The sequence below is a fragment of the Ereboglobus sp. PH5-10 genome (assembly GCF_029504735.1).
GTDB lineage: Bacteria > Verrucomicrobiota > Verrucomicrobiia > Opitutales > Opitutaceae > Ereboglobus.
The window spans coordinates 32,054-46,290 of the sequence record NZ_JAQFIP010000008.1 but is presented as its reverse complement, the minus strand read 5'-3'; the positions used below and the strand labels follow the sequence as shown (position 1 = coordinate 46,290).

The 14,237-nt window shown below is 61.4% G+C and carries 13 protein-coding genes; 5 read left to right on the top strand and 8 right to left on the bottom strand.

Going from position 1 to position 14,237, the window contains the following annotated elements; genetic code table 11:
• The first annotated feature begins 34 nt into the window (after nucleotides 1–34).
• Both M2447_RS08085 and M2447_RS08080 read left to right on the top strand, forming a co-directional pair.
• On the top strand, nucleotides 35–1,210 hold the full coding sequence (locus M2447_RS08085) for a xylose operon transcription regulator XylR (RefSeq protein WP_277558155.1): 1,176 nt from the start codon (nucleotides 35–37) through the stop codon (nucleotides 1,208–1,210).
• A 169-nt stretch (nucleotides 1,211–1,379) separates the two neighbouring features.
• Entirely contained in the window at nucleotides 1,380–2,027 is a 648-nt protein-coding gene (locus M2447_RS08080) for an aspartate/glutamate racemase family protein (RefSeq protein WP_277558154.1), read from the top strand.
• 49 nt (nucleotides 2,028–2,076) lie between these two features.
• Here M2447_RS08080 and M2447_RS08075 read toward each other — a convergent pair whose 3' ends face one another.
• The 7 genes from M2447_RS08075 to M2447_RS08045 form a co-directional block, all read right to left on the bottom strand.
• Nucleotides 2,077–2,853, bottom strand: a complete 777-nt coding sequence (locus M2447_RS08075) for a DeoR/GlpR family DNA-binding transcription regulator (protein WP_108826264.1) — start codon at nucleotides 2,851–2,853, stop codon at nucleotides 2,077–2,079.
• A gap of 133 nt (nucleotides 2,854–2,986) precedes the next feature.
• A complete protein-coding gene (gene tsaE / locus M2447_RS08070; RefSeq protein WP_277558153.1) occupies nucleotides 2,987–3,436 on the bottom strand; it encodes a tRNA (adenosine(37)-N6)-threonylcarbamoyltransferase complex ATPase subunit type 1 TsaE in 450 nt (149 codons plus the stop codon).
• A gap of 130 nt (nucleotides 3,437–3,566) precedes the next feature.
• Complete coding sequence (gene thiL / locus M2447_RS08065; protein WP_277558151.1) at nucleotides 3,567–4,535, bottom strand: thiamine-phosphate kinase; 969 nt, start codon at nucleotides 4,533–4,535, stop codon at nucleotides 3,567–3,569.
• Nucleotides 4,536–4,579: 44 nt separating this feature from the next.
• Complete coding sequence (locus tag M2447_RS08060; RefSeq protein WP_277558149.1) at nucleotides 4,580–5,458, bottom strand: type II CAAX endopeptidase family protein; 879 nt, start codon at nucleotides 5,456–5,458, stop codon at nucleotides 4,580–4,582.
• Between the two features lie 126 nt (nucleotides 5,459–5,584).
• Nucleotides 5,585–6,358, bottom strand: a complete 774-nt coding sequence (locus M2447_RS08055) for an ABC transporter permease (RefSeq protein WP_108826257.1) — start codon at nucleotides 6,356–6,358, stop codon at nucleotides 5,585–5,587.
• Nucleotides 6,355–7,203, bottom strand: coding sequence for an ABC transporter ATP-binding protein (locus tag M2447_RS08050; RefSeq protein ID WP_277558147.1), 849 nt, complete (start codon nucleotides 7,201–7,203; stop codon nucleotides 6,355–6,357). The genes M2447_RS08055 and M2447_RS08050 overlap by 4 nt, the downstream gene beginning before the upstream one ends.
• A gap of 90 nt (nucleotides 7,204–7,293) precedes the next feature.
• Complete coding sequence (locus M2447_RS08045; RefSeq protein ID WP_277558145.1) at nucleotides 7,294–8,292, bottom strand: ABC transporter substrate-binding protein; 999 nt, start codon at nucleotides 8,290–8,292, stop codon at nucleotides 7,294–7,296.
• 174 nt (nucleotides 8,293–8,466) lie between these two features.
• On the opposite strand from M2447_RS08045, the gene M2447_RS08040 reads away from it, so the two are divergent.
• The gene (locus tag M2447_RS08040) at nucleotides 8,467–9,918 is read left to right on the top strand and encodes a replication-associated recombination protein A (RefSeq protein ID WP_277558144.1); all 1,452 of its coding nucleotides are present in this window, start codon (nucleotides 8,467–8,469) and stop codon (nucleotides 9,916–9,918) included.
• A gap of 156 nt (nucleotides 9,919–10,074) precedes the next feature.
• Entirely contained in the window at nucleotides 10,075–11,244 is a 1,170-nt protein-coding gene (locus M2447_RS08035) for an ATP-binding protein (RefSeq protein ID WP_343215383.1), read from the top strand.
• Nucleotides 11,245–11,259: 15 nt separating this feature from the next.
• Here M2447_RS08035 and M2447_RS08030 read toward each other — a convergent pair whose 3' ends face one another.
• Nucleotides 11,260–12,636, bottom strand: a complete 1,377-nt coding sequence (locus M2447_RS08030) for an MFS transporter (protein WP_277558142.1) — start codon at nucleotides 12,634–12,636, stop codon at nucleotides 11,260–11,262.
• A gap of 256 nt (nucleotides 12,637–12,892) precedes the next feature.
• On the opposite strand from M2447_RS08030, the gene M2447_RS08025 reads away from it, so the two are divergent.
• Nucleotides 12,893–14,086 (top strand): pyridoxal phosphate-dependent aminotransferase, encoded by a 1,194-nt coding sequence (locus tag M2447_RS08025; RefSeq protein WP_277509539.1) that lies wholly within the window; start codon nucleotides 12,893–12,895, stop codon nucleotides 14,084–14,086.
• The last annotated feature ends 151 nt before the right edge of the window (nucleotides 14,087–14,237 follow it).

Below are 14,237 nucleotides of genomic sequence, written 5' to 3'. Positions count from 1 at the left end.
TGACCGGCACTGGCGGAACGCTTCTTCTCGACGCATGCCTCGCAACCGCAACAAGCCCCGCGCACGCCGCAAGCCCGGCGATCCGCTGCATGTCGCCGTGTGCATCGACACCCGCGACGGCCCGGGGCGCGAGCGCCTGCTCGGTTGCTACCAATACGCGCTCGAGCGAAACTGGCGTCTCTACCTGATCCGGCAGGACAACGCGGACGAGATCGCGAAACTCGCGGGCATTTCGCTGGACGGCGCGATCTTTTACGACCGCTCGCGCGAGTTGCAGGAGGCGGTGAAAAACAAGGACGTGGTTTGCGTGGAGACAAGCGCGCGCCACCTGCCGCTGGACGACGCGGCCGTGTTCGTGGACGACGAGGCGCTCGTGCGCGTGGCGGTCGAGCATCTCCGCGCGGTGGGATTCGAGTTTTTCGGATACTGCGGACTCGCGGGCAGCAGCCCGTCGTCGGCGCGCGCGAAACACCTCATGGAACTCTCGGGCCCGGCCGGGCACACATTTGAGGACCAGCGGCGCGATGGACAGATGGACATTGAAAAACTGATGCGCTGGCTGCGCTCGCTGCCAAAACCCGTGGGCGTGCTCGCCTTTGACGACAAGATGGGCGAGCGCGTGCTCGCCGCGTGCCGCTGGGCGGGAATCCGCGTGCCAGACGAAGTTGGCGTGATCGGAATCGGCGACGACGAATTGATTTGCGAACTGACCCTGCCGCGCCTCACCAGCGTGGCCCTGCCGACGCGCCGAATCGGACGCGCCGCGGCGGAAACGCTCGAACGCCTGCTGTCCGGCGAATCCCCAGCACAACGCTGGCAGCGCGTCGCGCCGCTGGAAGTTGTCAGCCGCGCCTCGACGGACCGCCTCCCGCCCGCGCGCCCCGCGGTGTTGAAGGCGGTCGATTTCATACGCGCGGAAAGCCACAGATTGATCGGCACCGACGAGGTTGCGGAGGCGGTGGGCATGTCGCGACGCACGCTCGAGCGCGCGTTCAACGCCGACCTTGGGCAAACCGTGCACGATTTTTTTGTCGAGTTGCGCCTGCAAAACGCGAGGCGGTTGCTGCGGCAAACGGAGATGCCGCTGGAAGCCGTGTCGCGAGGCAGCGGTTACTCGTCGCTGTCGTCATTCATGCGCATGTTCGCCGCCCGCACCGGCAAATCCCCGCGCGAATATCGCGAGCACTACAGACGGCAGGGGAAAGGGTGAGGGAGGGTGGCGCCTTATGATGTTTTCATGGCGGGGAGTGGAATAATCCATGAGGTAAACGACGCTGTGCGACAAATATTAATGCCCGCGCGTTTTTCGGGACGCATGCCGGGGCGCGCCTGTTTTTTCGGATTGAATCCTGCCGATCCTGTCCATCCTGTCTTCGAGCATGAAACTAGGCGTATTTGACAGCGGCATCGGCGGCGAAGCAGTGGCCGACGCATTGCGAAAAACTTTTCCCGGGGCGGAGGTTCTCGTTGTCAACGACCGCGCCAATGTGCCCTACGGCGGCAAATCACCCGAAGCCGTGCTATGCCTGACAGACGCGGCGATCCAGTCGCTGCTCGCGAGCAAATGCGATGTGATCATTCTTGCGTGCAACACCGCCACCGCGCTCGCAATCGACGCGCTTCGCGAAAAATATCCCGCGCAAAAATTCATCGGCATTGAGCCAATGGTGAAAACTGCGGCCGCGTTGACGCGCGGCAAAATCGTCGCGGTTTGCGCAACGTCGGCGACGCTGACCAGCGCGCGTTACAAACGGCTCGTGCGCGATTACGGGGCAGGGTTGCGCATCATCGAGCCGGATTGCGGTGAGTGGGCGTGCCTGATCGAAAACAATCTGATGAACCGCTCGCACATTCAGAAAACGATCGAGGGTGTGTGCGAGCAGGGCGCCGACGTGATCGTGCTTGGTTGCACGCATTATCACTGGATCAAGGAACTGATCACCGAGCTTGCCGCCGGGCGTGCGCGTGTGATCGAGCCCTCCGAGGCGATTGGCCGTCGCGTGAAAACGTTGCTGGCGCTTGATTGACTAAAAAACCGCAGGAGGGTTCCGTCGCTGCGAAATCACTTCGCGCGGTTTACGCGGGAACGATCCGGCTTTTGTCCAGCTCGATTCCGGCCTCGGCGAGTTGCGCCGGCGTTGTGTTCGTGACGAGGCAGCCGACTTTGTCCCACGCGATGACGTGGTGCGGCGTGTCGCGGGCGAGCTTGGTGGCGTCGATGCAAAAAACATTTTTCGCCGCATGGTCGAGCACCGCGCGCTGCAACTGCACGAGCTCGGGATGCGAATTAAAAACCCCCTTCGGGTTCATCGCCTCGCCGCCCAGAAAGGCGGCGTCGAATTTCCAATCCGCCAGCGCGTCCGGCGCGTGCTTGTTGAAAAGCGACGCCTGGCGGTGCAGGAAAACGCCTCCGAGCAAATGCAGCGTGATGCCGGGCGCGCCGCCGATCACCGAGGCGATGGCGAGGCTGTTGGTGACGACGGTGAGCTGCTGCCCCGGACGCCGCGCGAGCAGCCGCGCAAGCGCAAGCACCGTCGTGCCCGCGTCGAGGAAGATCGTGCCGTGGAGTGGCGCGCGTTTGATTGCGGCGCGCGCAATGAGCGCCTTGGCCGAACGGGCGCGCTTGGCGCGTTCGCCGATCGACGCGAAGGAGATGTTGTAATCGGCCAGCGCGCCGCCGTAAGTGCGCGTGATGTGTCCCTCCGCCTCGATTGCAGCGAGGTCGCGGCGTGCGGTGGCCTCGGAAATGCTCAGCCGCGCGCAAATGTCGGCGATGGGCAGAAAGCCGTCGTGCCGGATAAGGGTGCGAAGCCGCTCGCGACGGGCTTCAACAATATGCAGGGGGACGCGCATGAGGATTCAAATTTGTGAGGCGCGATTGTTTTTAAAATATGATTGAGGTCAATCGTTTGAAAATGTGGCCGCGCGCAGTGTGGAGGCGGACATTTGCCCGTCAGCGAAATGGCTTCTTCGTTTTTGCCTGTGGCTACGCCGCGGATTTGTCCAGACGCACGAAGTGATTTTGTTCGGGGGTGATTCCGAGGCTGAAATGCCAGGCGGTTTCGGGAAGCCATGAGGCGATTTTTTCAGGCCACTCAACGGCGAGGATGTAGGGCGTGATCAGAAAATCCTCCAGCATGAGCGAGTCGATTTGGCGGTCGTTTTCGAGGCGGTAGGCGTCGAGGTGAACGAGGCTGGCAATCGGGCCGCGGTGGATTGTGAAGATGGTGAACGTGGGGCTTGTGATTGAGCTTTGGATGCCGAGACCGTGCGCAAGACCCTGAACGAAGGTTGTTTTGCCCGCGCCGAGATCGCCATGCAGCGCGAGCGTGGCGTTGCGCGGAAGCACGTGCGCGAGGCGTTCGGCGAGCGAGCGTGTTTCCTCTGCGGAATGCGTGGTGAGGCCGGCGCGGAGTTGTTGGAGAAAATCGGACACGGGAGAAGCCGGAGGCGGAGTTAGCGGATTACGGTTTGCGGTTTTCAGTTGGGCGCGGGCGCGCCGGTTGGAACTTTGGTGGCTTGGATAACTGTAAACGGTGAACTGTAAATCGTGAACCTCACAAACATCAGCGGGCGATTGCGAGGTGTTCATAGCCGTGATGGGCGGCTAGGTCGATGGCACCGGGGGCGCGCGGCGCGTGCAACGGGACAAATCTGCCGATGCGAGCGAGCGGGGTTTTCGGAAAACGCGCGCGCCATTTTTTCTCGAAGGCGGGGACGTTTGTTTTTGAGGCGACGGTGAAGAGGAGCTCGTAGTCCTCGCCGTCGCAAAGCGCGTGGGCGAGGGGAGGGCGGTTGTCGCCGCGCGCCATTTTTTTCGCGGCGGCGCTGATCGGAATGGCCGTGGCGTCGATCTCCGCCCGCGCCCCGGCGGGCGTGAGCGAGTGAAGGTCTTTTGCGATGCCGTCGCTGATGTCCATCATCGAGCGAACCTCGGGTTGCGCGGCGAGCCACGCGCCCTCGGCGAGGCGCGGCGTGAAGCGATAATGTTTTCCCAGCAGGCTGCCGCCGAGCGCGCCGGTTGCGCAGATGTGGTCGCCCGAGCGCGCCCCGGTGCGCAGGAGCATGCGGGACGTCGTGGCGCGTCCGATGAGCGTGAGGCTGGCGGCGAGCGCCCCGGTGTTTTGCGCGATGTCGCCGCCGATGACGCGAAGCCGGTATGCGCGCGCGCAGGAGGCGAGTCCGCGGTAGAATTGTTCGAGCCATGCGATGCGCACGCCCGGATCGAGCGTGATTGCGAGCACGGCGGCGACGGGCGCGGCGCCCATTGCGGCGAGGTCGCTGAGGTTGCGCTTGAGGAGCTTTGCCCCGACCGCGCGCGGCGGCACGGCGTCGTCGAAATGGCGCCCGTAAATGACGGGGTCGACGGTGACGGCTTGGGCGCGTTTCGAGGGCGCGAGAACGGCGCAATCGTCGCCGATGCCGAGCGGCGCGGGCGGCGAGACGGGGCCGAGCCAGCGGCGGATGGATGCGATGAGTTTTTCCTCGCCGAGCGCGGAAACGGTTTCGCCGGGTTTGCTGCTAAACGGGTGCATGTGTGTTGGCTGGCGCGGGCGTCGGAGGGCGCGGGGATTGGAGGCTAGTTTGCAAGGCCGAGGAGAATGGTGAGGATTGTGCTGAGGTTTAGCAGTGCGTGCGCGATGATTGGAACCGTGAGGCGTCCGGTGCGCTCGTAGGAAACCGAAAGGATGACGCCGAAAATGAAGAGGAGCGGAAACACGCGCAGGTTAAAATGCACCAGCGCGAAAACAAACGAGGGGATGATGAGCGCGATCAGGCGCTGGGTGCGGGTGCGGATGTAGCCAAAAAGCCCCCCGCGAAAAATCGCCTCCTCGGTGACAGGCGCGATGACCACGGCTATGAAAGCAAGCGCGGCAATGCGGGCGGGCGAAGTTTCGTTGATGAAAATTTGGACGAGATCCTGGCTTGCGGCCTCGGCACCGGCGCGGTCGAGCAACCAGTCCCAGGCGAACGCAACCGGAATGAAAACCGTGCGCGCGATGCAGAAAACCCCGATGCCAACGAGAATGGCCTGGAGCAGCGGGATTGGCTTGGCTGGCTTGGGTTGCGCGTGCGCGAGGATTGCGAGGCGGGGCAGGCGTTCCATGACCAGAAGAAAGCGCCGGGCGTAGAGCACCGCGGCGATTGCGCCAATGTCGAACGCCCCTTGCGAGAGCATCTGGTTGAAGCCGTTGTTAAGGGAAAAGTCGGAATGAATCCACTTGCAGCATTGCACGAAGAGGCTTTGCGCGAAAAAGGCGGCGAAAACCACGAGGATGCACATTGCCGCGAAATAGGGCCACGAGGCGGCGATGTGCCGGACGCGCGAGTATTGCACGGTCTTGCGCGCGGTGGGGCCCAGTTCCCAATGCCACAGCAGAAACAATCCCGCGATGCAGATGGCGGACATCGTGATGATGAGGGAAACGGGCGTGGATGCGTCAGTTGAGGCGGGCACGATTGGAAGGGTGCGGGTGGGTTTGCGGTTTACGGTTGGGCGCTTCCGCGCCGGATTGCGGATGTTACTGTTTGGGTAACTGTAAACCGCAAGCTGTAAACCGTAAACCTCGCCGCGCGCGCCGCATCAGCGGCTGCCTTGCGTGCCCCAGCGGCGGTGGAGGAAGCGCTCCCACGGCGAGAAGAGGACCTTGTCGGCGAGCAGGCCGATCACAACAATCACAAACATGACACCGATGACTTGCTCCATCGCGTTGAGTTCGCGACCGTAGTGCAGCAGGTGGCCGAGGCCGAACCCGGTGAGGATTGTCACGTAGATTTCGGCGGCCATGAGCGAGCGCCACGCGAAGGCCCAGCCTTGTTTCATGCCGCTCACGATGAAGGGCAGCGAGGCGGGGAGCATGACATGCACCCATGTGTGGATGCCGCGCGAGCCCATGGTGCGCGCGGCGCGGGCGTAGATGGGCGGGATGGTGCGCACGCCCGTCTCGGTCGCTATGATCACCGACCAGAGCGTGCCCATGACCACGACAAAAAACATGGCGGACTCGGTTTGCCCGAACCAGATGATCGCGAGCGGCACCCAACAAACGCTTGGCAGGGTTTGCAGGCCGAGGGCAAGCAGGCCGATGGTGTCCTGAAAAAGTTTGAAGCGGGCGGTGACAAGGCCGAGGGGCAGCCCGATGACGATGCCGCAAAGGTAGCCGAGAAGGAGTCGCTTGACGGTGACGAGCGCGGCGGAGGCGAGCGAGCCATCGAGGACCGCGCCGTAGAGATAGCGGAGCACATCGCTGGGCGCGGGGATGAGGATGCGGTTGACCCATCCGAGGAGCGAGGCGGCCTCCCATGCGACGAGCAGGAGAAGGAAAAATGCGATGGCGGAGATAATGCGGGTTTTCATTCGGCGGCTCCGTCTGTGTTGAAGGGTGTGCGGCTGTTGGCGGCGGTGACCACGCCGTCGTTGAGGTAGCCTTTCAGGGCTTGGAGAATCTCGCCGGATTTTTCGGCGAGTGAAACGCTGTTGATGTCTCGCGGACGGGGGAGGGTGATGGGATACTCATGCCGGATGCGCCCGGGGTGCGGGGAGAAGAGCACGACGCGGTCGCCGAGGCAGACGGCTTCGCGGACGTTGTGTGTGACGAAGACGATGGTCTTTTTTCGCTGCGCCCAGATGCGCTGGATGTCACGGTAGAGTTGTTCGCGTGTGAGGGCGTCGAGAGCGCCGAAGGGTTCGTCCATGAGAAGGACCTTGGGGTTGGGCGCGAGGGCGCGGGCGAGGGCGACGCGCTGCTTCATGCCGCCGGAGAGTTCGTGGATGTTGGCGTGCAGAAAGTTGTCGAGACCGACTAGGTGCAGGTAATACTTGGCGACTTCGCGGCGTTCGTTGGTCTTGAGGTTGGGCTTGAGGCGGAGGCCGAACATGACGTTGTCGAGCACGTCGAGCCAGGGAAAGAGCGCGTGCTCTTGAAACATGACCATGCGGTCGCGCCCCGGGCCGGAGATGCGCTGGCCGTCCGAGAGCACGGAGCCCTCGTCGGCCTGGTCGAGGCCGGCGATGATGTTCAGGAGCGTGCTTTTGCCGCAGCCGCTGGGGCCGACGAGGCACACGAACTCGCCCTCGTTGATTTCGAGCGAGACGCCGTCGAGCGCGCGCACGATTTGGTGTTTCGAATGAAAAATTTTCGAAATGTTGCGCACTGAAAGTTTCGATGGCGCCTCGTTTTCGAGTTCCTGTTGAATGCCCATTGAAATTTTGGATTTTGGATAGGGTTTTTTGATGGGGAGCTGCCGCTCCGGCTTCAATCTCGGCGGCGCGCGGCGGCGCGCAATCCAAAATTATTTGGAGATGCTTGTGTCGATGAAGCGGTCGAGTTTGGTGTCGTCCTTGATGAAGCCGAGCTCGCGGGTTTGGGTGACGAGTTCCTCGAATGGGGCGAGTTTCACATCGGTTGTGAAATGGAGGCGTTTCCAGGAGGCTTGCACGAGGTCGAGCGGGATTTCGCGCTTCACGGTGTTGGTGATGCCGCGCTGGACGAGGGCTTGCGCCTCGGCGGAGTGCTCGTTGATCCACGCGGTGAGTTCGCGGTGTCCCTGGAGGAATTTTTCCACGAGCGCGCGCTTGTCCCTCAACGCGCCGCTGCTGGCGACGAGGATGGTGGTGATGGCGTCGGTTTGTTCGATGAAGGGTTTGCCGCCTGCCTCGCGTTCGATGCGCGAGACCCAGGGTTCGATGGTCCAGACGGCGTCGATCTTGCCTTGCTGAAAGAGCAGAAGCTGGTCGGGATTGGCGGCGGGGAGGATGGAGACGTCGCCGCCGGTTTGCGTGACGTTGAAGCCGTGCGATTTGAGCCAGACGCGCGCGGCGATGTCCTGCGTGTTGGCGAACTGGGGCGTGGCGATTTTTTTGCCGCGAAAGTCGGCTGGCGTCTTGATGTTTGCGGCGGGGCGCACGAGGAGCGCGGCACCGCCGTAGGCCGCGCCCGCGATGACGCGGATTTCATCGCCGCGCGAACGCATGTAGGCGTTGAGGGCGGGGTTGGGGCCGACGTAGGTCATGTCGATGGAGCCGGCGATCATGGCCTCCATCGCGGTGGGCCCGGCGTTGTAGGCATACCAGTGGACCTTGACGCCGGGGCCGAGGCGTTGCTCGAACCAGCCTTTGCCGTCGTCGGTCGAGGCGCGGCCGATGACGCCCTGGGCGTGGGTAATATTGGGAAAGTAACCCACGCGGAGCACGGTGAGGTCGGCTTCTTTCTTGCCGCAGCCGGAAATGAGAAGGGCGACGGCGAGCAAAGGAGCAGCGATGAGCAACAGAAATGTGTTTTTTGTTTTCATGTTTGCGAAGGGTTTTGCCGGGTTGTGGGTTTGTGTGCTTCTGCGCACACAAAAGCGCTCTCAAATGATGGGGTGCAGGGCGAGGTGAAATTTCATTTTAGGGTGTTTTTTAATTCAGTTTATGGATTTTTTAAGCCCGCCGGGCAAAAGCCGGGCGGGCGACGGGCCGTTCCCGTGCTTGCCGAGGGCTCGGGGATTTGGTTTGGTCGCGGCAACATGGCACTTGATGAACAGGCTGATCTTTTTGGCGGGAGTTTCGCACCGAAGGGCAAGGCGCGCGGCGCGCGCGCTTTGAGCGCGATGCCGCAAAAACCCTCGGCGGCGCAACCGCTGGCGGCGCGAATGCGGCCGCGCGCTCTGGACGAAATCGTCGGACAGGAGCATTTGACGGCGAAGGGCGCGCTGCTGCCGCGTTTGATCGCGAGCAACCGTTTTGGCAGCCTGATTTTTTACGGACCGCCGGGTTGCGGGAAAACGAGTTTCGCGGAGGTGATCGCGCGCGAGACGAATAGCCGGTTCGTGCGCATCAACGCGGTGATGTCCAACGTGGCGGAGCTGCGCGAGATTTTGGCGGAGGCGCGATCGCAGCCGGACTCGCCGACGCTGTTGTTCATTGACGAGCTGCACCGTTTCAACAAATCGCAGCAGGATTTGCTGCTGCCGGATGTCGAGGAAGGCTACATCCGGCTCATCGGCGCGACGACGCACAATCCGGGATTTTATGTGAATCCGCCGCTGCTGAGCCGCAGTCATTTGTTCCGGCTGGAGCCGCTCTCGGCCTCGTCGGTGGCGGGTGTGCTGAAGCGCGCGCTGGCCGATTCCGAGCGCGGCCTTGGCTCGCATGGCGTGACCGCGAGCGATGCGGTGCTGTCGGACTTGGCGGTGCTGTGCGACGGCGATTTGCGGCGCGCGCTCAATTCGCTCGAGGTGATCGTGCTGAGCATGCCGCCGGCTGAGGGCGGTGCGAAACGCGAGATCACGCCGGAGGAACTGGAGGCGTTCGCGCGCGAGCGGCGCGTGCGCTATGACGCCGACGAGGACGAGCATTACGACACAATTTCGGTTTTTATCAAAAGCTGCCGCGGCAGCGATCCGGACGCGGCGCTTTACTGGCTGGCCAAAATGCTGGCGGGCGGCGAAGACCCGCGATTTATCGCGCGCCGCTTGGTGATTCTGGCGTCGGAGGACGTGGGACTGGCCGATCCGCTGGCGTTGCCGCTGGCGGTGGCGGCGCATCATGCGTGCGATTTTGTCGGCCTTCCGGAGTGCGAATACGCGCTGGCGCACGCGACAGTTTACATCGCGTGCGCGTGCAAGAGCAACTCGATCACGCTCGGCCTGCACGCGGCGAAGGCGCAGATCGCGAGCGGCGTGGTGCAGCGAGTGCCGGAGTCCTGCCGTTCAAGCAGCGGCCAGGCGAACAAACGCATGGGGCAGGGCAGGGACTACATGTATGCGCACGATTACCCGGAGAATATTTCGGGACAGGCCTACCTGGAAAAACCGGTGTCTTTGTTCACGCCGAAGACGGCGGGCTCGGAGGCGCGAATCGCCGAGCGGCTCGCCCGCTGGCGCGAAATGCGCGCGACGATTCAGGCGGAGATGCGCGGAAAAAGGAAAGGGTGATCGGCTATTTCTTCGTCCTCACTGACGAGGCGTGGATACCGTCGGTTGATGCGAATTAATTGCTAGATTGGTGCGGGATTGGTCAATTTGGCGCTCTTTATTGCCATGTAATCATCCTTGCATTTCTGGAATGCGACTCCATAAATGCGAGGTGGTATGATTGCCCGCCATATCCTTCCATTGTTGAAAGCACGCCTGTCCGAACGTTCGGCAGTCGCATTGCTTGGACCTCGGCAAGTCGGCAAGACGACCCTCGCGATCACCGTGGCCGACTCCATGCCTTCCTCGGTTTATCTCGACCTCGAATCCGAAAGCGACTTGGCGAAACTCAGCGACCCGGAACTCTATCTCTCGAAGCACGAGGACGACTGCGTGATTCTCGATGAAATCCAGCGCAAACCCGGGCTCTTTCAAACCCTGCGTGGCAGTATTGACCGCATTCGGCGTCAGAAAAAGAACGGACGATTTCTGCTGCTCGGTTCCGCGTCGCTCGACCTTCTGCGACAATCCAGCGAATCCCTCGCCGGGCGCATCAGTTACATTGAACTTAGCCCGCTCACGCTTGAGGAGGTCGGCCAAAAACATGCCTCCGCGCTCTGGGTGCGCGGAGGTTTCCCCGAAAGTTTCACGGCCAAAACCGACGCAGCCAGCATGTCGTGGCGGCGGGACTTTATTCGCACTTACCTCGAACGAGACATCCCTCAGCTTGGCCCGCGCATTCCCGCGGAAACATTGCGCCGCTTTTGGACGATGCTCGCGCACCGGCATGGCGGACTGCACAACGCCGCCACCATCGCCCAGTCGCTCGGGGTTGATGGCAAGACGGTCGCCTCGTATCTGGATTTGTTCGTCGATCTCCTGCTCGTCCGCCGTCTCGAACCGTGGCATCAAAACGTCGGCAAACGCCTGGTGAAATCACCGAAAATCTATTTTCGCGACACCGGCCTGCTTCATTGTCTGCTTGGTATTGACACCGAGGACGACTTGCTCGGACATCCAGTCGCCGGAGCCTCTTGGGAGGGGCATGTGATCGAAAACATAATCGCGGCCATGCCCGAGGGCGCGCATTGTTATTTTTACCGAACCTCGGCGGGCGCGGAAATTGACCTTGTTATGGAGTTGCCCAAGCGCTGCCGCTGGGCAGTGGAGATCAAAAAAGGCCTCGCGCCAACCGTGAGCAAAGGATTCCACATAGGTTGCGCAGACATAAAGGCCACACGGCAATGGGTCATTTATTCAGGCGGGGAAACCTATCCGCTGGACGCCAAAACGACCGCAATATCACTGGGGAAATTCATACGAGGCCTTCGCACGGATGAAACTTGATCGACGATGATTCTCCTATTTTTTCGTCCTCACCGACGAGGCGTAGATGCCGATCACGCACAGCACCACGAATATTATGAATGTGATGCGCAGGCTTTGCATGAACTGGGGGAAAATCTCCGGCGTGATTTGCCTGTTGCCGATTTTTAGCGCGATCACCATTCCCGCGATGCCCATGCTGAAGGCCTGGCCGGTCAGGCGCATCGTGCCGGTTGTGGCGGAGGCTTGGCCGTAGTGTTTCTTGTCCACCGAGCCCATGATAACGTTTGTGTTTGGCGAGGAAAACAGGCCGAATCCAAGGCCGAGCAAAAACAGACTGCCGATGATGACCCCGATGGGTGTTGTCGGCGACAAAAACAGCATGATCACAAGGCCGGCGACGATTACCGCCATGCCAAACGTGGCAAGGCGCGAGGCCGAAAAACGGTCGGACAATCGCCCCGAGACAAGCGCGAACACGGCCATCACGCACGCTTGCGATATCAATATCAAGCCGGCGTGCCGCGCGTCCATTCCCTTTATATATTGCAAATATAAACTCAGCATGAACGCGATTGCCGACGTGGCCGCGTAATTGATGAGCGTGGCGAGCGAGGAAAACGCGAAGACGCGGTTCTCGCTGAACAGTTTTAAGTTGATCAACGGCGCGTCGCAGCGCCGCTCATAATATACAAACGCAAATAGCGCCGCGCCGCCGATTGACAGCCACACAAAACCGTCGATGGACGACAGCCGCGTGAAGCCGCAAATCAACCCCATGATGCCGATTCCATACAGCACGCTGCCCGCGTAATCGAACCGCTCGCCCTTTGCCACCGTCCATTCCCCCTTCAAATAGACGCGCGCAAATATATGCACCGCGAAACTGACCGCCCCGCTGACAAAGAAAATGCTTTGCCACCCGAAATAATGCGTGAGCAGCCCGCCGACAAACGGACCCGCCGCGAGCGACGAATAGACCATGGCCGTGTTGATGCCGAGCACCTTGCCGCGCTCATGCGGCGGAAACACCGAGGTGAGGATGGCGATGTTGTTGCCGAACATCATCGCGCAGCACATCCCGGCGAGAAACCGGAGCGCGATCAACACCGTTCCCGACGGGGCAAACCCCGATGCGAAAGTGAACAGCGAAAACCCGAGCACACCCCAAACGAACACGCGCTTGCGCCCGAGCAAGTCGCCCATGCGCGCCGCGGGAACCTGAAAAATCGCGGTGGGAATCAGGTAGGCGATTGTGAGCCAGGTAAGCTCGACGGCATCGAGCGAAAGCGACGCGCTGATCTCCGGCAGCGCGAGGTTGAGCGCCGACCCCATGAACGGTGCCAAGAACGCCGCGGTGCAAATCACCAGCAGCGCGCGACCGGAATGGATGGAGTGTGCGTGATCGGACATTATGTGATAATAAAAATTGTCCGGCGAGTCTGGCATGTCGGCGAAACGGGTGCAATGCCGTGATGGTGCGGACGCGGGTTTAACCACGTTTTGAAGACATGCCGGCGCCAGGGCCGCGTTTATTCGGAGATGATCGTTCGAAAGCACTTTTGCGTCTCCGACGATGGTCATTGGTCAACAGCGCGCTTGCTCTTTTGGCGGCGGGCTCTTTAAGTCCGCCCCGATTGTCGTTTTCCACAAGCAAAACCAACTTCACATGAGCACACCGACACGTCCTCTCTCAACATGGGCCCAGAACATAGCGCCGTCCCCGACGCTCGCCGTTGACGCAAAAGCCAAGGCGATGATTGCCGCGGGCGAAGATGTTTGCGGTTTCGCCGCGGGCGAACCCGACTTTGACACGCCCGAGCACATCAAGGAGGCGTGCATCGCCGCGCTCAAGTCCGGCAAAACCAAATACGCGCCCACGCCCGGCATCCTGCCGCTTCGCGAGGCCATTGCCGCGGACTACGCCGCGCGCGCCGGCCTCAACTTCACGCCCGCGCAGGTTGTTGTTTCGCCCGGCGGCAAATTTTCCTGCTACCTTGCGATCATGGCCGTGTGCTCGCCCGGCGATGAGGTGATCCTCCCCGCGCCGTATTGGGTGAGCTATCCCGAAATGATCAAGCTCGCCGGCGCGACGCCCAAGATCGTGCTTGCCGACGACACGACCGGGTTCCGCCTGACCGCCGCGCAAGTCGAGGCGGCCATCACGCCGAGGACAAAACTCATCATCATCAACTCCCCCTCGAATCCGACCGGAGCCGTTTACACGCGCGCCGAGATGGAGGCGATCATGGCCGTCGCCCTCAAGCACAACCTCTACGTGATGTCCGACGAAATCTACGAGCATCTCATCTACGACGGCGCCAAGCATGTGTCGCCCGCGACCTTCTCGGCGGAAGCCGCTGCGCGCACGATCACGGTGTCCGGATTTTCAAAAACCTACTCAATGACGGGCTGGCGCCTTGGCACGCTTGTCGCGCCCGCGCCGATCGCCAAGGCCGTTGCGGAAATCCAAAGCCAGACAAGCTCGAACGCCACGACCTTCGCCCAATACGGCGCGCTTGCGGCGCTCACCGAAAAGGAAAAAACGAAGGCGGCCGTTGAGGCGATGATGGCGGCATTTGATCGCCGTCGCAAATACCTGCACGCCGAGATCAACAAAATTCCAGGCATTTCGTGCCTGCTTGCGCAAGGAGCGTTTTATCTTTTCCCGAACATCAGCAAGTTCGGCCTTTCCTCGGCTGAATTCTGCGAAAAACTGCTCGAACAGCAAAAGGTCGCGGCGGTGTTTGGCAGCGCGTTCGGAGCGGAGGGTTACCTGCGCCTCAGCTACGCAACGAGCGACGAGATGATCAAGAAAGGCGTTGAGCGCCTGGCCGCGTTTTGCGCCAACCTGAAACACTGAGTGTGGTTCGAAAGTTTGATCGAAATACATATTAAAACCAAAACGGCAGCCCTGCTCAGGGCTGCCGTTTTGGTTTTTTCAGTCGCATTTTGAGCAAAAAAATAAACCGGAAATACTCTTGCCGCAACGCGAACGGAGACGAGGACGGCTC